Annotated in this window: 18 protein-coding genes, 1 pseudogene and 1 riboswitch; of the genes and pseudogenes, 9 read left to right on the forward strand and 10 right to left on the reverse strand. The window is 64.0% G+C overall.

The features are described 5' to 3' along the window. Positions 1–181: 181 nt before the first annotated feature. A complete protein-coding gene (locus GGD53_RS28765; RefSeq protein WP_184460118.1) occupies positions 182–811 on the reverse strand; it encodes a Vgb family protein in 630 nt (209 codons plus the stop codon). A 27-nt stretch (positions 812–838) separates the two neighbouring features. Further along, a complete protein-coding gene (locus GGD53_RS28770; RefSeq protein WP_184460119.1) occupies positions 839–2,059 on the reverse strand; it encodes a helix-turn-helix domain-containing protein in 1,221 nt (406 codons plus the stop codon). A 117-nt stretch (positions 2,060–2,176) separates the two neighbouring features. Between GGD53_RS28770 and GGD53_RS28775 the strand changes: the two genes are divergently transcribed. The 4 genes from GGD53_RS28775 to GGD53_RS28790 all read left to right on the forward strand — a co-directional run bounded on the left by GGD53_RS28775 (position 2,177) and on the right by GGD53_RS28790 (position 5,774). Then, positions 2,177–2,974 (forward strand): DUF899 domain-containing protein, encoded by a 798-nt coding sequence (locus tag GGD53_RS28775; RefSeq protein WP_184460120.1) that lies wholly within the window; start codon positions 2,177–2,179, stop codon positions 2,972–2,974. Between the two features lie 5 nt (positions 2,975–2,979). Then, positions 2,980–3,315, forward strand: a complete 336-nt coding sequence (locus GGD53_RS28780; protein WP_184460121.1) for a hypothetical protein — start codon at positions 2,980–2,982, stop codon at positions 3,313–3,315. Positions 3,316–3,664: 349 nt separating this feature from the next. Then, a complete protein-coding gene (locus tag GGD53_RS28785; protein ID WP_184460122.1) occupies positions 3,665–4,687 on the forward strand; it encodes an LLM class flavin-dependent oxidoreductase in 1,023 nt (340 codons plus the stop codon). A 184-nt stretch (positions 4,688–4,871) separates the two neighbouring features. Next, positions 4,872–5,774, forward strand: a complete 903-nt coding sequence (locus GGD53_RS28790; protein WP_184460123.1) for a LysR family transcriptional regulator — start codon at positions 4,872–4,874, stop codon at positions 5,772–5,774. Positions 5,775–5,795: 21 nt separating this feature from the next. Here GGD53_RS28790 and GGD53_RS28795 read toward each other — a convergent pair whose 3' ends face one another. The 3 genes from GGD53_RS28795 to GGD53_RS28805 all read right to left on the reverse strand — a co-directional run bounded on the left by GGD53_RS28795 (position 5,796) and on the right by GGD53_RS28805 (position 8,971). Further along, complete coding sequence (locus tag GGD53_RS28795; protein WP_184460124.1) at positions 5,796–7,034, reverse strand: MFS transporter; 1,239 nt, start codon at positions 7,032–7,034, stop codon at positions 5,796–5,798. After that, the gene (locus tag GGD53_RS28800) at positions 7,031–7,681 is read right to left on the reverse strand and encodes a winged helix-turn-helix domain-containing protein (protein ID WP_184460125.1); all 651 of its coding nucleotides are present in this window, start codon (positions 7,679–7,681) and stop codon (positions 7,031–7,033) included. Before GGD53_RS28800 ends, GGD53_RS28795 begins: the two co-directional genes overlap by 4 nt. Before the next feature lie 192 nt (positions 7,682–7,873). After that, on the reverse strand, positions 7,874–8,971 hold the full coding sequence (locus tag GGD53_RS28805; RefSeq protein ID WP_184460126.1) for an adenylate/guanylate cyclase domain-containing protein: 1,098 nt from the start codon (positions 8,969–8,971) through the stop codon (positions 7,874–7,876). 458 nt (positions 8,972–9,429) lie between these two features. On the opposite strand from GGD53_RS28805, the gene GGD53_RS28810 reads away from it, so the two are divergent. Beyond that, positions 9,430–9,654 carry a hypothetical protein gene (locus GGD53_RS28810; protein WP_064803538.1) on the forward strand — a complete coding sequence of 75 codons (225 nt, stop codon included), beginning with the start codon at positions 9,430–9,432 and terminating at the stop codon, positions 9,652–9,654. Positions 9,655–9,732: 78 nt separating this feature from the next. On the opposite strand, the gene GGD53_RS28815 is transcribed toward GGD53_RS28810, so the two are convergent. After that, the gene (locus GGD53_RS28815; RefSeq protein ID WP_011425935.1) at positions 9,733–10,041 is read right to left on the reverse strand and encodes a GCG_CRPN prefix-to-repeats domain-containing protein; all 309 of its coding nucleotides are present in this window, start codon (positions 10,039–10,041) and stop codon (positions 9,733–9,735) included. A gap of 173 nt (positions 10,042–10,214) precedes the next feature. After that, the gene (locus GGD53_RS28820; RefSeq protein ID WP_184460127.1) at positions 10,215–10,661 is read right to left on the reverse strand and encodes an SRPBCC family protein; all 447 of its coding nucleotides are present in this window, start codon (positions 10,659–10,661) and stop codon (positions 10,215–10,217) included. 387 nt (positions 10,662–11,048) lie between these two features. After that, a riboswitch (FMN riboswitch) is annotated at positions 11,049–11,191 on the forward strand. Positions 11,192–11,270: 79 nt separating this feature from the next. On the opposite strand from GGD53_RS28820, the gene GGD53_RS28825 reads away from it, so the two are divergent. Continuing rightward, positions 11,271–11,705, forward strand: a complete 435-nt coding sequence (locus GGD53_RS28825; RefSeq protein WP_184460128.1) for a 6,7-dimethyl-8-ribityllumazine synthase — start codon at positions 11,271–11,273, stop codon at positions 11,703–11,705. 252 nt (positions 11,706–11,957) lie between these two features. Continuing rightward, entirely contained in the window at positions 11,958–12,647 is a 690-nt protein-coding gene (locus GGD53_RS28830; RefSeq protein WP_184460129.1) for a VOC family protein, read from the forward strand. Positions 12,648–12,945: 298 nt separating this feature from the next. On the opposite strand, the gene GGD53_RS28835 is transcribed toward GGD53_RS28830, so the two are convergent. From GGD53_RS28835 to GGD53_RS28840, 3 genes and pseudogenes are all read right to left on the reverse strand, one after another. Next, positions 12,946–13,722 (reverse strand): DUF1194 domain-containing protein, encoded by a 777-nt coding sequence (locus GGD53_RS28835; protein ID WP_184460130.1) that lies wholly within the window; start codon positions 13,720–13,722, stop codon positions 12,946–12,948. A 183-nt stretch (positions 13,723–13,905) separates the two neighbouring features. Beyond that, positions 13,906–14,054, reverse strand: a pseudogene (locus tag GGD53_RS32435) (tRNA lysidine(34) synthetase TilS); the annotation flags it as partial. Between the two features lie 85 nt (positions 14,055–14,139). Continuing rightward, the gene (locus tag GGD53_RS28840) at positions 14,140–14,679 is read right to left on the reverse strand and encodes a Pycsar system effector family protein (RefSeq protein WP_184460131.1); all 540 of its coding nucleotides are present in this window, start codon (positions 14,677–14,679) and stop codon (positions 14,140–14,142) included. Between the two features lie 130 nt (positions 14,680–14,809). Here GGD53_RS28840 and GGD53_RS28845 point away from each other — a divergent pair, with 130 nt between their 5' ends. Further along, positions 14,810–18,526, forward strand: coding sequence for a FecR domain-containing protein (locus GGD53_RS28845; protein ID WP_184460132.1), 3,717 nt, complete (start codon positions 14,810–14,812; stop codon positions 18,524–18,526). Next, on the forward strand, positions 18,526–20,508 hold the full coding sequence (locus GGD53_RS28850) for a CHASE2 domain-containing protein (RefSeq protein WP_184460133.1): 1,983 nt from the start codon (positions 18,526–18,528) through the stop codon (positions 20,506–20,508). The genes GGD53_RS28845 and GGD53_RS28850 overlap by 1 nt, the downstream gene beginning before the upstream one ends. Positions 20,509–20,555 lie beyond the last annotated feature (47 nt).

Consider the following 20,555-nt stretch of genomic DNA (forward strand, 5'->3'; position numbering starts at 1 on the left):
CTCGTCGCCGCCATGCGGAAATTCATCATCATGATCAACACTATTCTCAAAAGACGAACCCCATGGAGCGAACCGCAACAACACGGTTGCTGAGGCGCCCCGCAAGGGGCCTCGAAGGGCGAGGCGGGTGCACTGACGCCGGCTTCTTGTAAGGAGCAGCCCCACCCCGGCGGCGCAGCGCTCACGGCCGGCGCACCGCGCGGATCTTGCCGCTATTGCCTCCGCCACAGAAGAAGCAGCCGGCGCCGTCGGATTCGAGGCCGGAGACGCCGGCGCCTTCGGGCATATCGAGCCGCTCCAGCACCTCGCCCGTCTGCGGATCGATGCGTCTGACGTCGCTGTCGTCGCCCTCCCAGGTGCCGTGCCAGAGCTGGCCGTCGACCCAGGTGACGCCTGTCACGACGCGGTTGGATTCGATGGTGCGCAGAATCTTGCCAGTTTCAGGATCGATCTGATGGATCCTGCGGCCGCGATGCTGGCCGACCCAGAGCGTGCCCTCGGCCCAGGCAAGGCCGGAATCGCCGCCATTGCCTGGTGCCGGGATCGTGGAAAGGATTTGGCCGGTCTTGGGGTCGATCTTGTGAATGACGTCTTCAGCGATCTGATAGAGGAACTCGCCGTCGAAGGCCGTACCGGCGTGGGAGGCGACTTCGATCGACCGCACCACCTCGCCGCTGTCGGGATCGAGCGCGTTCAGCCTGTCGCCCGAGGCGAACCAGACATGCCGGCCGTCGAAGGTGACGCCGTGAACGCGCTCCGCACCTGGAAAGGGTCCATATTCACGCAGAATGGTCGCAGCCGATGTCTTCATGTCTTCCTCCATGTCGGTTGACCCATACTAGTCGCTCGGCAGCGGTCCCGGGAGTAACAAGATCGTCGGGAAAGAGGAGAGCGGCGGGCTCATCCAGCGGCGCGCCCGCCCGCGTCCGATCGCTTGCACCTTCTCCTCGCCGGCGAGCGCATCCAGCGCCCGCTGCACGGTGCGCGGACTGGCGCCGAGCGCGATTGCCAGCGCCGAACTCGACCACGCTTCGCCATCGGCGAGGAAGGCGAGCACCGCCGCATGCGGCCCTTCGACGAGCGGTGCAAGCACTGCAACCTCAGAAGCACCGGCAGGGGAAAGGGCAAAACCGCGCTTGGTAGCCGAGACTTCCGCCAGCCCGGCTAATTCCGCGCGCAGCCGGCCGATCTCGACGCGCAGCCGGACGCGATGCGAATCATCGGCATGCTTGCCGCGGAAGGCGCGTGCGATCAACGCGCCCCGCGACACATCCACCGGCCAGGCTTCGGCAAGCGCACGAGCGAGCGCGAAAAGCACCGGCCGGCTCGCGAGCGGCACCACCACACCGCCCGCGCGCACGACATGGCGGCAGGCGTCGACGACGAGTGTGCCATTTGAAAAGAGCGCCTCCACCTCGGCAAGCAGCAGCGGCCGTTCATGCCCGCGCGAAACCAGCCGCGCCGCCGGCAGGTCGAGCACGCGGGCGGCGGTTTCGACCTCCGCCGTCAGCACGGGCATATTCGCCTGCTCGGCCGCAAGCTGTGCCCGTTCGAGTGCTGCGCGCGCCGCATGCGTGCGCAGGCGCCGAACGGCGATGCCGGCCGCGACAAGCTCATGGGCGGCCCGCAATGCGGGCGGCAGCGGCGTCGGGTCGAGCGCGGCCAACGCCTGTTTGGCTTCGTCGAGTCGGCCGATCAGCACCAGCCGGCGAATGGCGATATTACCGGCATGGGCGGCATTCATCCGGTCGCCATGCGCTTCCAGAACCTTGCGCGCCGCCTCCAGCGCCTTTGGCGGCCAGGTGAGATCGCGCGAGACGAGCGCAATTTCAGCCTCGGCGACGACGCAGCGGGCGCGGGCCACAGCCTCCCGCGGCCCGAAGCCACGCGCCGCACTCTTCAACAGCGCCTTGGCGCGGACGAGGTCACCGAGTTGCGCCATGGCGATGCCGCGCAGCGCCAGCGCCGGCGCATCGTCGCGCAGCGCCACCCGTTTCAGCGCGCCGAGCGTATCGCCCGATGCCAGCGCCCGCGCCGCGGCCGTAATCAGCGAGTCCATTCAAATCCCGTCACACTTGTCACTCCCGTCATTCGCGTGCCCGGCCGTATTCTCCTCTCGACCGGCAGGCAATTCGCGCCGGATGCTACGACGAGAGACAGGCAAAGGAGAAGACCCATGACGGCAATGCTGGACGCGACCCGCGAGCAATGGCTGGCGGCCAGACTCGATCTGCTCGAGGAGGAAAAGGAACTGACGCGGCGAAGCGATGCGCTGGCGGCCAAACGCCAGCAATTGCCCCGTGTGCGGATCGAAAAGCAATACCATTTCGATACCGAAAGCGGCATCGCCTCGCTGAAGGACCTGTTCGGCGGGCGTTCGCAGCTTCTGGTCTATCACTTCATGTTCGGACCGGATTACAACGCCGGCTGCCCCTCCTGCTCCTCGATCGCCGATGGCTTCAACGGCTTCTTCGTCCATCTGGAAAACCACGATGTCGCCTTCTGGACGGTCTCGCGCGCGCCGCTCGTAAAGCTTCTGGCGTTCAGGCAGCGGATGGACTGGAGCTTTCCCTGGGCCTCCTCGGCCGGCAGCGATTTCAACGCCGATTTCAGCGTCTGGTTCAGCCCGGAGCAGCAGCGTCTCGGCGAAATCGAATACAACTACCGCCGCGAACCGCCCGCCCCCGAACCGTCGGCGGCCAAGGCAGTGCCGGAATGGCAGCCGCGCGGCAGCGAGGGACCCATCGTCCAGATCGCGTCCATGACCGGCACCGACGTCCCCACCTACACCCGCGACCGGCCGGGCGTCAGCGCCTTCGAACTCATCGACGGCGCCGTCTACCACAGCTATTCCAGCTATGCGCGCGGGCTCGACGGGCTCTGGGGCATGTACCAATGGCTCGACCGCGCGCCCAAAGGCCGCAACGAAACCGGCATCTGGTGGCGCCACCACGACCGCTACGGCAAGGAGTGACAACAATGGCGCTCTTCGCTCACGCCTCGAAACGGGCTGACGACGTCAGCCCCTCCCTCGACACCGCCAGTTGGCTGTCGCTCGCCGCCGCTGACGGACCCGCCGGCGAGCCGGTCAAACCCGCTCTCGCCGCCGCCGATCTTCTGTCTCTCGCCGCCGCCCCGACATTTGCGATCATGGCGCTGCTGACGGCCGTAACCGGCAGCGCCGATATGATCTGCATGACTACACCGGATGCCTTGCCGATCAGTGGGATGGTGCCGATGTACCTGCTGATGAGCGCCTTTCACCTGGCTACCTGGCTGCGGCTTGCCGGCAGGCAGGGGCTGGGGTGCAGATGAAGGTCCGGCGCCTATCAAGTCCGTTTATGCAGTTGGGTTGCCCCCTCTGGCCTGCCGGCCATCTCCCCCACAGGTGGGGAGATCGGCTGGGCGCGATGGCTTCCCCAGACAACAGCCGCATCAGTGCTGCGATACGATCGAGTGGGAACGAGGTCCTGCGTCTTGCCGATCTCCGCCCTTGTGGGGGAGATGGCCGGTAGGCCAGAGGGGGTACCACACGGCACGCCTCGGCAACTTTCTCCAGCAAACGCCTCCGGGCAAGCGCACCGTTCTCTCCGGTTGTGATTGTCTTACGCACCGAAACTATGCCATGACCGATCCACTATGACGCAACGGATAAAGGCGCGACATGAAGAAGATCGGTTTTCTCTCGTTCGGGCACTGGACGCCCTCGCCTCAATCGCAGACGCGTTCGGCGGCCGATGCGCTGCTGCAGTCGATCGACCTTGCCGTGGCGGCCGAGGAACTCGGCGCCGACGGCGCCTATTTCCGCGTGCACCATTTCGCCCGGCAGCTCGCCGGGCCCTTCCCGCTGCTATCAGCCGTCGGCGCGAGGACCAGCCGGATCGAGATCGGCACTGCCGTCATCGACATGCGCTACGAGAACCCGCTCTATATGGCCGAGGACGCGGGTGCTGCCGATCTCATCGCCGGAGGGCGGCTGCAACTCGGCATCAGCCGCGGCTCGCCTGAACAGGTGATCGACGGATGGCGCCATTTCGGCTATGCGCCGCCGGAAGGCCAGAGCGAGGCCGACATGGCCAGGCATCATGCCGAAGTCTTCCTCGACGTGCTGCGCGGCGAAGGCTTCGCCAAACCGAACCCGCGGCCGATGTTTCCGAATCCACCCGGCCTGCTGCGTCTCGAGCCGCATTCGGAAGGCCTGCGCGAGCGTATCTGGTGGGGCGCGAGTTCCAACGCCACCGCCGTCTGGGCGGCCAAGCTCGGCATGAACCTGCAAAGCTCGACGCTGAAGGACGACGAAACCGGCGAGCCGTTCCACGTCCAGCAGGCCGACCAGATCCGCGCCTATCGCGAAGCCTGGAAGGCGGCCGGCCACACGCGCCAGCCACGCATCTCGGTCAGCCGCAGCATTTTCGCGCTGGTCGACGACCGCGACCGCGCCTATTTCGGCTACGGCAACGACGAGGGCGACAAGATCGGCTTCATCGACGAGAAGACCCGGGCGATCTTCGGCCGCAGCTACGCCGCCGAACCTGACGTGCTCATCAAGCAGCTTGCAGAGGACGAGGCGATTGCCGAGGCCGACACGCTGCTGCTCACCGTGCCCAACCAGCTCGGCGTCGAATACAATGCCCACGTCATCGAGGCGATCCTCGCTCACGTCGCTCCGGCGCTCGGCTGGCGCTGACGGCGAGGCTTGGGCGCGAGCCTTCGATATGCGCGGTGGTGATGCGAAACAGCAGCTGTCGTTGGCCGGCATCATTTCGATGCGCCCGGGACCTAACTGGCGCGGTCGGCGTTGATGATGCAAGCCTTGAATCGGTCACGTCGCGACCGACTTAAGGCTGCAGTCGAATCGCTCGAGTTACCTCATGCCGCGCACGAACCTGAACGATATCCTGATCTTCATGGCCGTCGTCGATGCCGGAAGCTTTATCGCCGGCGGGCAGACCATGGGCCTCTCCCGTTCGGCGGCGGGAAAGGCCGTCACCCGCCTTGAGGAGCGGCTCGGCGCGCGCCTGCTCAACCGTACGACAAGGACACTCAGCCTGACCGATGAAGGACGAGTGTTCTATGACCAGGGGCTGCAGATCCTGGCATCGGTGGACGAGGCGGAGGCGAGCATTGCGGGGCGAAGCGGTGTGCCGCGAGGCGTTCTCAGGCTCGCCGCTCCCGATGTCTTCGCACCGCTCGTCGTGCTCCCTTTGCTCGAAAAATATCTTCGCACCTGGCCCGACGTGCAGGTCGAAGTGAGCTTCACCGATCGCCCGGCCGACATCCTCGAGGACGGCTTCGATCTGGCGATCGGGATTGGCGCGATGTCGTCGGCCGCCGACAGCCGGTTGGTCACACGCGTGATCACCAGTGACAAGTCGCGGCTCTGCGCCTCGCCCTCCTACCTCACCGAACGCGGCATCCCCCTTGATATAGAGGATCTCGCCGCCCATGACTGCCTGTTCTTCACCAACCGCGGCCAAAGCCAGGGCTGGCGCTTTCGCAGCCACGGCGGCTGGATCAAGGCGCAGGGGCACAGCCGCCTGAGGTTCGACAGCGGTGAAGCCGTTCGCGACGCCTGCATGGCCGGCCTCGGCATCGCCCTTCTTCCGGACTTCGTTGCCGCCGGCGATTTGGCCGCCGGCCGACTCCGGCAGGTCCTGCCCGACCTCGAAACCGACGACACGAAGATCGTGGCGCTCTATCCCGACAAAGGCGTGCTGGAGCCGCGGGTGCGCTGCTTCATCGATCTGATGATTGAAGAAATCGGACAAGGCTAGGAACGCGCCTGCGCGGGCGGCTTACGCCACGGCCTTGTCAAAACCGCGAAAGCTCTTGAGCGCCAGCGGAGCGAGGGTCGCGGCGAGATAAGCGAGCCCGCAGAGAAGCATCGCTGAACCAAGCCCGATCGTACTGATCAGCGCGCCGCCGACGAGGCCACCGAAGGGGATGAGGGCAAAACAGAGGGCGGTGTTCATCGCGGTGACGCGCCCGGTGAGCGGCTTGGGGATACGCTCGAAGATCACCGCCGACAGAATGGGGTTGAGGAAACCGGAGGCAAAGCCTGCGATTGCGAGCGTCGCAAGGACGGAGCCGAGCGGCGCATCGACCGCGAGCACCAGGAAGCGCGGAAATCCGGTCAGGAGGAAGGCCACGGTATAGACGATCAGACGCGGCATGCGCTCGCCGATAACAGCGGCAATCGCCGCACCGGCGATGGAGGCGCCGGAGAAGGTGGCGAACATCGCTCCGAGCAGCTCCGGCCCATGACCGGCGTTCTTCGTCCAGACGGGCAGCAGCACGGCGTGATAGGCCTGATCGAGTAGATTGGTGATCGCCACCATGGAGACAATGCTGACGAGCACGGCGTCGCTGCGCAGAAAGCGCCAGCCTTCCCGGAGATCGTCGATATAGGAAGGCACCCCGCCCGGCCGAGCGTCCAGCGCGGCGGGCAACTCGGGAGCGCGCCGCATGCCGGGTATGCCGGTCGCGACGACCAGCGCTGCGGCGGCGAAGGTGGCGGCGTTGACGAGGAGCGCCTGACCCGGGCCTATCAGCCCGATCAACGCGCCGGCGCCGGCAGCGCCCACCGTCGAGGCGAGCCGTTCGATGGCGCTGGAGACGCCGGTCACCCGTTCGAGCGGCACGACTGCCAGCGCAGCGATATCGGGAACCATCGCTTGCTTGGCGGCATCGGAGGGGCCTCGCAGCACGCCCATGACAAAAACGACGGGCAGCAGCACCGGCACGGTCAGCACACCGAAGAGATCGAGAAGCGGCACCAGTCCGACCGCGGTGACAGAGGCCGTGTCGCAGATGATGGCGATGCGTTTGGCGCCGATGCGGTCGATCAGCGGCCCGCCGAACGCCTTGGCGAGCACATAGGGCAGCATCTCCATCATCGCCGTCAGCCCGGTCAGCACGGGACTGCCTGTGGCGCTCAGCATCAGCCAAGGAATGGCGATGGTCGATAGCCGGGTGCCGGAAAGCGAAAGCGTCTCGGCGGCGGCAAGCGCCAGGAAAGGCTTGCCTTCTCTCACGGCTCGTCCTCCCGCATGCGGTGCGGCAGACGGCCCGGATAGGGGAAAGCGTGCAGCATGATATAGAAAGGAACCATGTCAGGATTCCGGGACGCCGCCTCCCCCAGCGGTGGGGCGGCCCGCATGGCTTCCAGGATGATGTCGGTCAGCCGCTTCGTCAGGGTCTCGGCTTGTTTCGCCGTCATCGGGATGATGATGTCGTCGGCCGCCGTCGCCTTGCGCCATTCCGCCGGCAGCTCGGCATGTTCCTCCAGCGCCTGCTGCATCTGGCCGACCTGCAGCGAGAGGGCCGCCTGGTTGAAGGCCATATCGAGATCGAGCGCCTCGCCTTCGGCTTCGCTCGGGGGAACCGAGGTCAGCTCGTGGCTGGCACGCCACCAGCGGTCGCGTCGCGAGGCATGCGGCACTTCCTCGATGAAGCCATATTGGGCGAGCTGGCGCAGATGATAGCTCGTCGCGCCACTGTTCAGGCCGAGCCGAACGGCGAGCTGCGTCGCCGTGGCGGGGCCGTCGATCCTCAGCATGCCGAGCAGGCGCAGCCGGACGGGGTGGGCCAGCGCCTTAAGCGCGGTCGGTTCGGGCACGACACGGCTGACGGTGCGCGAGGCAACAGCATCTGCGGCAGGTTCGGAGTTCTGCTCTTTCATGATCCCATCATATATTCGCAAACATATCTTTGCAAAGATTTCTTTGCAAACTCTCTTCCTAAGGATATTTGAAAACGATCCCGGTGCAGTGGCCAGGAATGATCGCGCGCCAGACGAGCGATTAACAATCATGATTCTTGTGAGCGCCGAATATGGCATGGCAGGCGCATTCGGGCAGCGCCATCTCAGGGCTCAATCCTCAGCCAAAGTGAAGACGGTGCAGGGCTCGGCGATGCCGCGCAGGGCGTGCTCGCCGAGCGGCGTCAGCGCGGCCTCGGTATTCGCCGCCACGGCGCCCGAGATCAGCACGCTGTGACCGAGCCGCTTGCAGAGCCCTTCCAGCCGGCTGACCAGATTGACCGCCGGGCCGATGGCAGTGAAATCAAGCCGGTCGGCGGCGCCGATATTGCCCCAGAGGATTTCGCCGAAATGCAGCGCCGCACCGAAGGGCAGCGGCGCCAGCCCCTGCGCCCGGCGCATCTGGTCGAGATGGACCATGCCGGCGCGGCAGGCGGCGACAGCCCGAAGCGCCGCCTCGCAGGCCTCCCGATCAGCTCCGGCCCCATTATCGGAAGCGGCGGTGACGGGAAAGATCGCCAGCACGCCGTCGCCGATGAATTTCAGCACCTCGCCGCCGAAGGCGTGCACGGCGCCGGCGACGCGGTCGAAATAAGCGTCGAGCGCTGATATCATCGCCTGCGGCTCCGTCACCTGGGAAAGCGCGGTGAAATCCCGCAAATCGGCGCAGAGAAGAGCGGCGCGGATGGTTTCGCCGGTGCCGCGGGCAAGCGCACCCGACTGGACCCGTGCCGCACTGCGCCGGCCGAGATAGGCTTCAAGCAGTGCCGCCCGCGCCTCCCGCGCCGCAAGGGCTGCGAGCGGCGCGGCGGCAAAACGTGCGACCTCCTGCAGCCGCGCGGCTTCATCAGGAGAGAATTCGCCCGCCCCTGCCTCCTTGCCGATGCCCGCCCAGCCGAGCACGGCGCCGTCCCGCGAAGCTCCAATCCTCTCCTCCCAAACCGGCCCGAGTCCGGCCAGCCATTCGCGCCCGGCATCGCTTTGAGGTGCGGCGGCAAAACCCAGCGCCTCGATGACGGCTCCGGTTTCGGCCCGCCACAGCCAGGTACGTCGTGCGATGATCGGATGCGGCACCGAAAGTGTCAGCGCACCACCGGAAAGCGCCAGACCATCGGCCAGCAGCCGGCGCCCGAGCTCGGCCAGAAACCGTTCGGGACCGGGCGAAGCCGCAGCCTCGTCAATCAGCCAGGCGAGAGAGGGAGGCAGATCCATGGGTTAACATTGGCATTGCAACAGGACGTGGGCAACCCCGGGACATCCGCCCACGGACACTCCCGCGGCCCCTGAGGAGGTCTCCAGTCTCCGCCTTGTTGGCAACCAAAACCCGCGACGTCATCCTCGGCCTTGCGCCGAGGATCTGCGACGATTCAATTAAGCACTTGAAAATAAATGGTTTTCGTCCAGACAATTGCCCTGGTCAGATACTCGGCACAAGACCGAGCATGACGGAGGAGACTTTGTCGGCAAACTGAGGACACCTTTGGTGTCCGGGGGATTTCCTATCGGCACTTGCTCCCGCCGAGTCCCTCCACAACCCTGTCAACCCCACCGTCCAACAACTCTGTGGAAAACCATTCACCACGGTGGAGAACAACCGAATAAACACTTTTAAATTGCGCGACATTGATTCGATTATGTGCCAGCTTGTCATTAGCGATTGAGGGGTTGCGATGGGCACGACATATTGGCCGAAAGACCCGCTTGACGGGAATGACATGACGCTGCTGACGTCGATACTTCGGCGGTGGTGCGCGCGCTATGGGATTGAGTTTACGGCCGAGGAAAGCAAGCGGAAGGCGAAGGAACTCGTCGAATGGTTCGAATTCGGCGTCAAGGATCCGGCCGAGCTCGAAGAGCTGATCGACGGAAAGCACTGGCTCGTCAGCCGCATCTGAGCGCCGTCGTTATTTCAACAGATAGAGGCCGGGCGAAACGTCGCACCGGCCCTCGTTCGTCTGCTCTGTCAAAGGCTTTTAGTAGTCGTCCCGCCAGCGGCGTTCGCGGTCCCAGCGCCGCTCATAGCGCCAGCGCGGGCCATCCCAATCGCGATGACGCCGCTCCCAGCCCCAGCGGGGCGGACCGCCATAGAAAGCTACAGGCGGCGGGCGGCGCCAGTTGCGCCGGCATTCGCCCCAGCGGGTCAGGTGCCAGCCGCGACCACAGGCGTAGTCGACCTTTGTGACAGTGCTCTCAACCTTGATTGCCCCGATCGGCATCGCCTGAGCTGTGCCGATCGAGAGGCTGCCAGCGAGCAAGGCAGCCGCGATAGAAAGTGCCTTCATCGAAAACTCCATTTCATCCAGCCGCAATCACCTTAGGACCGCCAAATTGAACTGGAGATGAACTGCACGTTCATGTTTGCGAGCGAAAAATGCAGCACTTTTTGACCGCGGCGGACGGTTCTTCCCGCAGCGTCAAGCGCTTGAGGAACATGCCGCCGCCTGCCGAAAACCGTTCATCTCCTGCCGTAAAATGGATCTGGACCGGGGTTCCGCCCGGCGGCGACCTCGGTGAGCCGTCGGAGATAATGCGCCCAGCCTTCCTCATGGCCGGCGCATTGCTCCGCACTCGGCAGGCCGCTATGGGTGAGCCGCAAAAGCGTCCCGCCTCCCTGCTCGATCAGGTCGATCTCGACCAGACTCGATCCCGGCGGCACCACCTCGCTGCCGTCCCAGCCGAAGCTGTAGGCAAGCCGATGCACCGGCACCACCTCGCGAAACGAGCCGCGCGCAAAGCGGGCGCCGGTGACGTTGACGAGATAGAGCCCGCCGGGCTCCGGCTCGACCTCGGCCTCCGTCCCCATCCAGCGCAGGATCTTCTCCGGATCGGTCATCAGCGCAAACACCGCCGCCGGCGGCGCCGCAAGATGCGCCTCGCGACGCACGACGAAAGATTCTGGCATGTCTCTCTCCAATGGTTGCGGCCCCGGTTCGGGGGAACGACACATCCTGCTGTTTTGACGTGAGTGCCCTCAGCGAAGCATGTAGGCGTGAGGATGCGCCTAGCAAGGGCGGGCATCCAGCAACGCGCCCTTAGCGTGAGACCCTCATCGGCCTCGGCGCGGCAACCTCCGACCCCCCTCATTCTGAGGCGCGCAGCCCGCAGGGCGGAGCCTCAAAGGACGCGCTCCAACGCCGCTCCTTGCATCAATCAACGCCGGCGCATCCGCCTCGTCCTTCGAGGCCCCTGCGGGGCACCTCCAGGATGAGGCTCTTGGGGTTGCAACCCGCACTCACCGACGAAACCATCTTACCCTATTGCCAGCCCGCCGCCTTGCCCCTATTGTCCGCGCCGTTCTCAGGGCGGGGTGAAAGTCCCTACCGGCGGTATGCAGTTTCGATTGCGAGCCCGCGAGCGCCTTCCTCGGAAGGGTCAGCAGATCAGGTGAGATGCCTGAGCCGACGGTCATAGTCCGGATGAAAGAGAACGTGCGCTGCTGCTGCCCTCGGGGCTGGCTGCGGATGCTCGTGATCGCCTTGGGTGACGTGTCTGTACGCCAAAGGAGATTACCATGACACCCACCCGTTATGCCTTCGTCAAAGCCGGCTGGCACGCCGATATCGTCGACCGTGCGCTTGAAGGCTTCCAACAGCTTGTCCCCGCCGAGCAGATCGACGTATTCGACGTCCCCGGCGCTTTCGAAATGCCGCTGTTCTCGCGCGATCTTGCCGCGACCGGACGTTATGCCGCCGTCATCGCCGCCGCCTTCGTCGTCGACGGCGGGATCTACCGCCACGAATTCGTCGCCCAGGCCGTCGTCGATGGCCTGATGCGTGCCGGCATGGATACGGGCGTGCCGGTGCTATCCGTGTCGCTGACGCCGCATCACTATCAGGAAACCGAGCATCACACGCAGATCTATCGCGCCCATTTCGTCGAGAAGGGCCGCGAGGCGGCACGCGCCGCCCTGATGATCGGCAAGACACGCGCCGCTCTTGCGGCCTGAAGCAGGTCGCGCAAAAGTGTGCAGCGGTTTCGCGGGCAACGACATGCGCGAAAACAAACACCTAAAGCGCAAAGAGCGAATCTGAAAGATCGTGACGCGCTTTAGCAGCACGCGATAGGCGGCGGGAGCGGCCCCGCCGTCTCTTCTGCTCCAACAGAATAATTGATTCGACGCCCTTACCGCGCTGTGGTCCACTCGACCCCAACATGTATCGCCATTCTTAATGCGTCCAAACCCTAAAGGGAGCTGAAGATGAGCAATGCAGTGCACAGTGAAACCCCCACCGAATCCGCGAGAACACGACCGGTCGACACCAAGCTCGAAGTGGTCGTCATCCCCGTTTCCGACGTCGACCGCGCCAAACGTTTCTATGACGGCCTGGGCTGGAGGCTCGACGCCGACTTTGCCAATGATGCCGATTTCCGGGTGATCCAGTTCACCCCGCCGGGCTCCGGCTGCGCCATCATCTTCGGCAGGAACGTCACGGCCGCCGCCCCCGGCTCAGCGCAAGGGCTCTACCTCATCGTCTCCGACATCGAGGCCGCGCGGCGCGATCTCATCGCCCGCGGCGTCGAGGTGAGCGCGGTCTTCCACGACGCATCGGGCGTTTATGCCGGCAAGGACGAGCCCTATCTCTTCGGGCGCCTGCGCATAGCCGGCCGCGACCCCGAGCACCGCAGCTACCGTTCCTTTGCCTCGTTCAAGGATCCCGACGGCAATGGCTGGCTGTTCCAGGAAGTCACCACCCGCCTCCCCGGCCGCATCGACGCCGATGAGACGGCCTTCTCGACATCGAGCGACCTTGCGGCGGCACTCCGCCGCGCCGCCCAGGCCCACGGCGAACACGAGAAACGCAACGGCGGCAAGTATGACGAGAACTGGCCGGACTGGTATGCCGACTACATGGTGAGCGAGCAGGCCGGCAGGCAGCTGCCGTTGTAGGTGGAAGCGGCAGACGCTGGGAGCACCCGCCTCGCCTTCGAGCCCCTCAGGGCGGGGCTTCTTTCCTTAGGCGTGCCGTGCGGCACCCCCCTCTGTCCTGCCGGACATCTCCCCCACACGGAGGGAGATCGGCTCGGCGAGATGGCTTCCCCAAACAGCTGAGCTTGTGATTGTCGCTGCCGTTCGTGAGGGAGCGATGGTCAAGCCCCTTGCCAATCTCCACCCTTGTGGGGGAGATGTCCGGCAGGACAGAGGGGGGTGCTCGGGTCCTCACCCCGAGCCGCGCCACAGCCACGCCTCACCGATCGAATATATCCCGCCACTGTTTCTCGCCGATCAGACAATCCGTCGTCGGCGCGTCGGCGGCGATCTTCTCCACCGTCGGCGACGGTGAAATGCCGCTGACCTCGAGCACCAGCTTGCGGCGCACCGCGATGGCGAAATCCTCGATCTTGTGGACCGGCAGCACGAAGCTGCCGGGGCCGCCGATCACGCAATCGGCGTAATATTTGTCGAGCCCTCCGGGGGCATCGGAAGGACGCAGCATGATGGCCAGCCCATTGATGATCATGCCTGACGCCACCGCCTTGTCGCGGGCGGGCATGACGGGATCGCCGGAATTGTTGGGGCCGTCGCCGGAAACGTCGATCACCTCGCGCCTGCCGCGAAAGGGGCCCGTGGTAATTATGCTGGCACCCTGATCGATGGCGGTGGAGATCGAGGTGCGCCGTTGCGTGGCAATCGGCCGGGCATCGAGCTTGTCGGCAAAGGCGATCGCATCCTGTTCCGTCTCGATCAGCTGCCAGTCGATCATTGAATCCTGGACGACATAGCCCGCCCATTCGAAATAGCTGATGGCGATGCGGCCGGTGAGCCCGCCCTTGACCGCATCGATGAATTCCTTGTGCTTGAGCGCCTCGACATAACCGTCGCGCTGAATGCCGATCTCCTCGAAGTCCATTGACCGCGAAGTGTCGACGGCAAGCACCAGCGTCACGTCGACCTCGTTTTCGCCCGCCCCAGTTGTCGGCACGACTCCGGTAAGACCCATGAGCACCGCAAGCGTCGTCAGCATCGACAGATCCCCGCGCTATCAAGCGAGGAAACTGTAACACAGCTTGGCCCGCGCAGGACGCCCGACAGTGTGCGGGGCTTCAATTTTCGGTGATATCAGGAGTGCACGCGCCGCCGTTCGAGCCTCCAGCCTTTGTACTCGTGGCTGCAGTGATCTGGACAGCCTTCCCGCGACGTTTCATTGGAGAGCACTGCCTTCTCCTCCCTCATTCCTGTGCCTGTCACAGGAATCCAGTGCGCCCAAGTCCTTGGGCGCGAGAGACTTTTCAACTCTCGTATTGAGTCATTCACCGCGCGGACGCGCGGTGGCTGAATTCCTGTGACGAGCACAGGATGAGGGAGGGAAGGTTAGCGCATCATCTCGCCCCTCGAGGCCGCTGCGAGGCACCTAACTCCATGAGCACTGCCTTCTCCACCCTCACCCCGCCACCAAGAGCAGCACATAGGCGATCACGCTTACCATCAACCCGCGAAACGCAAAGGTGACGCAGCGGTACTTGTTGCAGGCGATGGCGGAGAGGATATTGGCGTTTTCGAAATACTGGTCGAAGAGGTAGCGCTCGTCACGGCGGACAGCGGCCTCGAAGAACATGTCGCGATGCCTGGGCCAGGAGCCCCAGAACAGCGAGGTGGAGGCGCCGAGACGCCGCGGCAGCACGACGAGAATCGCCGACAGGATGGAGAAGACCGAGGCTGCGGCAAGCAGGCCGGAAAACAACATGCTGCCCGGCGTGCCGCCGGTGTAGCGGGCCAGGCTGAAGACCGCCCTCACCTCGCTGGAGCTCACCAGAAAGGCGAGCATGAAAGTAAAGATATAGGCGGCCTTCTGATCGGATATCTTGATCTGATCATAAAATATGTCGTTGATTTTCTTGATATGATCGAAATACTCGGTGCTGACGTCCCCGCTCGAGGGATTGCTCAGCATTACCTCAGTGGCATTTTCAAACTCGCTCACCTGAATACTCCATACCCCAAAGTGTTTCCCTGATATTACACTTCTCGACGAAAGCAAGAACACGTGTGCAACATGCTTGACTTTTCCACTCTACGCGGACAAAGGGGAAGCGGGGTATGGGGTCGAGGACATGCGGGGTTATTCCAGTAACATCTGTCGCATCGGGGTGGCGCTTGCGTTTGCCGTACCCGGTTTCGGGCTGCCGGCGATTGCCGATCCCCTGCCGCGTGCCACGCCGGTCGCCGGCTCGGTCATTGCCCGAAAGACCGGCGAGGAAGTGCGATTCATCGACGTGTCGGACTGGCGCGTCGTCGACATCAACCAGGATCTCCTGACCGGCGACGTGCTGCGCACCAATGCCAACGGCCAGCTCGCCATCGTCTTTTCCGATCACACCCAGGTCCGCCTCGGCCGCAATTCATCGCTGCAGGTCAAGAAGATGTCCGCGACCGGCGATACGGTGCTCGATCTCCAATCCGGCACCATCTGGGCACGCGCCGAGCGCGGCGGCCAGAGCCTGACTGTGGAAACACCGGCTGCCGCAGCAGCCATCCGCGGCACCGACTGGACGATGACCGTCGAGGGCGCCAAGACCTCGATGATCGTGCTCGAAGGCCGCGTGGCGCTCAGCAACCCGCAGGGCAGCGTCGAGGTAAGTGAGGGCGAAGGCGCCGTGGCGTCCATTGGCCAGGCGCCGCACAAGATCCTCAGCGTCAATCCTGACGACCGCGAACAGATGCTCTTTTATCTGGACCTGCGCGGTGGCTTCGACTTGCTGCCGACTTCGCCACTGCGAGCCGATCGCATGGCGACCGAGCGTCGCCGCCTGCTGGCGCTGCCTCCCGAGCGCCGCACCACCGAGGACTGGTTGGAACTGGCCGAAGCGCAGAGCGCCTACGACGGACGCCAGGCAACCGCCGCAACACTGCAGAGTATCCGCGGGCGCAAGCTGACAGTGGCCCAGCAGGCGCGCGTCGACCTGCTCGATGCTACCATCGCCGGCTCCGAAAAGCGCTATGGCGATGCCGCAAAGCTCTTCCAGAAGGCCCTGCCGCATCTCGACCCGACACGTCGCAACATGGCGCAATATGGTGGCTATTTCGCCCGCTCGCTCGCCGACCCCGCCCATGCCGAACCGCCGCCGGCCAATAGCGCCGGCCCTTATGGCGCAATCATGCAGGCCTATACGGCAGGCTTCCTGGAAAACCCGCGCGCAGCGCTCGAGATAATAAAGAAAGCTGAACAGCGCTATCCCGATGACCCGACCCTGCCGGCGGTCCGCGCCGAGCTGGCGCAGCTCATTGACGACCGTAAGCAGATGAAGGAAGCGATCGAACGCTCGCTGGAGCTCGACCCTGACCATCCGATGGCGCTCTCCGCCCGCGCCGAATACAAGGCAGCCTATGAAAGCGATATAGACGGCGCTCTTGCGGACCTGAACCGCGCAATCGAGCTTGCCCCCGGCTCGTCGGGCACGCTGAACTCGCTCGGCCTGCTGCAGAGTTCGCGCGACGCCAATGGCGAAGCGGAAGAGGCCTTCCTCAAGGCGATCGCGCTCGATCCGCAAGATCCAGTGGCGCATGCCAATCTCGCGATCCTCTATCTCGATCAGCGGCGCATGAAGGAAGCCAAGCGCGAGATCGACATGGCGCTCGCCGCCGAGCCGGGCTTCGACATCGCCATTCTCGCCCGCGGCCGCTACTACCTGCAGATAGGCGAGCGCGACAAGGCGCTGGAAGACCTGCTCGCCGCCAGCACCGCCAACCCAACCCATTCGCAATCGCAGCTGATGCTCGCCGCCGCCCACTATGAAAAGGGCGACCGCATCCCCTCCGAGCAGGCGCTCGACAATGCCGACCGACTGGACAACAACGATCCGGCGATTTCAGCCTTCCGCACGGCCGTCGATATCGACGACTATGACGCCGATGGTGCGATCCGCAATGCCCAGGAATTCCTGCGTCGCTCGCGTGCCCGCGGCGGCGATTACAGTGGTCTTGGCGCCAATGCAAGCGCCGGCTCGACGCTGAACAACGCCTTCCGACTGCAGGGCCTGGATGCCTGGGGCCGCTACTATGGCGATGCCGTTTTCGATCCTTTCGAAGGCAGCGGCTATATCGATCAGTTGATCAAGGGCAGCATCTTTCCTTTCGTGAACGCGACGAGTTTCAGCGACGACAACATCATCCAGAACCGCGGCAACGCATCGAGCTACTCATCCTTCATCCAGGGCTTGCTGATCTCTCCGCACATGCTCTCCGGCCGTTCGCGCTCGGCATCGCTGTTCGACGTGCCCTTCATCGAAGGTTCGCTCGGTGGCGGCATCAACAGCGTCGACGGCCATACAAGACGGATCGGCGAAGCCGATATTCAGGGCTATTCGAACGAGACGATCCCGATCAGCTTCTACGGCAATCTGACCTGGGAAGAGCTGGCGCTCGACCGCGACTACCGGAATTTCGGCGATGTCCAGACGGATAACAAGCTGCTGGGCGCCAACGGTTATCTGACGGCAACGGTCACGCCTGATGATCGCGTGGTAGCCTTCGTCAACCACGGCAAGAATGACGGAACGCTGGACGCGTTATCGTCAAACACCGGGTTCATGGAACTCCTGTTCCGTGTCCCTATCCCACTGCCTCTTTACACGACAGAAGAGACCGAACGAGAAGCCACGTATGCCGGCGTCGGCTGGAGCCACACGTTTGCCTATGAAAACGTGTTGAATGGAGCACTGCTTTATTCAGGGAGCAAATCGAATACGAAAGACGTGCTCGATGTCGACGTGGACCCAGTGTTTATCGGCGCAGGGGTTCCCTTCATCATTCCCTTTACCAACGTCAATCAGGAGGCCGAATCTCACACCTATATCGGCGCTTTGAGCCATTCTATCGGTGCCGGACCTTTGACATTTCGCTACGGGATCGAAGGCGGCTGGATGGATGCCAGCAGCAGCGTCGATACGACGCTCCTAGGTTTGACGGCTCCTCCCGATCGCACCGAGAACACCATTGATATCGGCCGCGGCTATGTCGATGTGCTGCATGAGATCACGCCTGATCTCAAGGGCGAATACGCCTTGTTTGCCACGCGCCTCGAGGGCGATGGCATCGATATCAGCCGGCTGGAGCCGCGCTTCGGTCTCGCCTGGACGCCGGTTCAAAACCACTGGCTGCGTGCCGCCTTCATGCGTCAAAGCTTTGATACCACCGTGCCGACCCTTGCCCCGATCGGCATACTCGGGCTGCAGGCCAACCAGTTTTCGACCAATCTGCAAGGTTATACAGATACGGTCGCCCTGCAATGGGATGCAGAATGGACCGACCGTTTCTTCACTTCGGTCGAATACCAGCACCAAGAACTGCATGATTTTTCAATCGATTTTCCGCTGATCTCGCTTCCGTCCGATACCAGCCTGCCGATCTCGCGCGGCAGCATCGATCGCGCTTCCGTCACTGCCAACGTCGCGCTCGGCAACGGTTTCGGTCTTTCAGCCACCTATGCCTATATGGATTCGGAGAACAGGGACCCGCTCGAGCCGATCTATGGCGGCCCCCTTCCCTTCATACCGCAGAATTCAGGTCAGATTGCCCTGACCTGGGTCAACGAAGCCAAGGTCAAGGCGACAGTTGCCGCCAACTATATCGGCGAGCGCGACGGCGATCGCTTCGGCACCAAGCTCGACGATTACTGGAGCCTCGACGCCCACTTGGTCTGGGAGCCCTTCGACAAGCGCATGGAGCTGGAGGCGGCCGCCTATAACCTGCTCGACGAGGACTTCGAGATCACCCCCGGCGTGCCCGGCTGGGGCCGCGCCTTCAAGGGCACGCTTAAAGTCCGCTTCTGATGCCAGCACAGAGCGCGCCTCGGCAGACCGGACTGATCGGTGGTCAGATCGCAAGCCGTCGCCTCAGGCTGCTCGTGCTGTCGCTCGCCGTGTTGGTCGCCATCTCGCTTCTGTCGCGCCTACCCGCCTGGTCGCTGCTGGAGCTCAGAAGCTTCGACTATCTCTCGACCGTCGACGATCCGCGTCCGCCACCCGGCGGGCCCGTCATTGTCGCGATCGACGAACCCTCGCTTGCCGATATCAACGCGCAATGGCCCTGGCCGCGCAGCCTGCATGCCGAACTCATCAGCCAGCTGCGCGCCGCCGGCGCCCGCGTCATCGGCCTCGACATCATTATGGCCGAACCCTCCAACCCCGATAATGATGCGGCGATAGCCAAGGCTGTCGGCCCCGATGTCGTGCTAGCCGGCGACGAGACGCTGATCGAGACACCACAGGCCTCACAGCTGATCCGCGCCACACCGCTGCCAGCGCTGACCGAAGCGGGCGCCGTGACCGGCATCGCCTCGATCGATCTCAGCGGTGACGGCATCTTCCGCCGCATTCCGGGTTACGAGGACGGTTTTGCCGCCATGCTCGCCAAGGCTTCGGGCGCAGCGACGGAAACCTTGCCGGCCGGCCAACTCATCCAATCCTTCGGCCCGGCCCGCAGCTATCCCACCGTCTCCTATTATCAGGCGCTCGACCCGAAGGGCCTGCTGCCGCCGGATTATTTCAAGGACCGCATCGTGCTGGTCGGCCTCAGCCTGCAGAATGCGCCTGAAATCGACAAAGGCGGCGTCGATGCCTTTGCGACACCCTATACCGTCCACACCGGCAAGCTGGTCTCCGGCGTCGAGATCCAGGCGACGATCTACGACAATATCCGGAGCGGCCTGTCGATTCGTGAGGCGCGCCTGCCGACGGTTGCCGTCTGCATCCTGATATCAGTGCTGCTTGCCGCTGCCACAGTCTGGCGCTCGACCGGATGGCTGACGATCGTCACCAGTGCGGCCGCCCTTCTCGCCTTTGCGGCCGTCAGTTTTGCGGGCATCCGGCTTGCCCATATTTTCGTCTCGCCGCTCGGCCCGACGGTCGCCTATGTCTCTGTCGTTTTCGGTCAGGCCGCTTTCGATTTTGCCGAGGAGCGCCGCAACAAGCGCCAGATCACCCGCGCCTTCGCCCAATATATCTCGCCCGATCTGGTCAAGCGCCTGTCGAGCGATCCCACGCAGCTGAAGCTCGGGGGCGAGCGGCGCACGCTTTCGGTGCTATTCTCGGATGTACGCGGCTTCACCACCATCGCCGAGACGCTAAAGGACGATCCGGAGCAACTGACCGGTCTGATCAACCGGCTGCTGACGCCGCTTTCCGATGTGGTGATGGATCACGGCGGCACGATCGACAAATATATGGGCGATTGCATCATGGCCTTCTGGAACGCGCCGCTCGACGATCCCGACCATGCGCTTCACGCCGTGCGCGCCTCGCTCGCCATGCAGGCGGCCATATCGCGGCTGAACGGCCAGCTGGAGCGGGAGGCGGCAGCCCTTGGCCGCAAGCCGCACGTGCTGAAGATGGGCGTCGGCATCAACACCGGCGAATGCATCGTCGGCAATATGGGTTCGACCCGCCGCTTCGACTACTCCTGCCTCGGCGACAGCGTCAACCTCGCCTCCCGCCTCGAAGGCGCCTCGAAGAATTATGGCGTGGCGCTGCTGCTCGGCGAGGAAACCGCAAGACTGGTCTCCGACACCTACATCGCCGTCGAACTCGACCGCATCATCGTCAAGGGCCGCACTGTCCCCTCGCCCGTCTTCACCGTCGTGCACAAGGCCGACGCCGGAGCGCTGACCGCGCACCAAACCTTCATCGACGCCAAATATGCCGGCACGCTCGCGCCCTCCGATCCGGTCTTCGACAAGCTGGCTGCCGATATTCCCGAGCTTGCCGGCTATTATGCGATCGTCCGGGATGCGCTGGCCGCCGATGGCAAGGAGTGACAATCATACTTTCGAAGCCATAAGCCGCGGCCTCGGTGGCGATCAGG

Origin of the sequence: Rhizobium aethiopicum, from assembly GCF_014197535.1 — a bacterium.
Classification (GTDB): domain Bacteria; phylum Pseudomonadota; class Alphaproteobacteria; order Rhizobiales; family Rhizobiaceae; genus Rhizobium; species Rhizobium aethiopicum_A.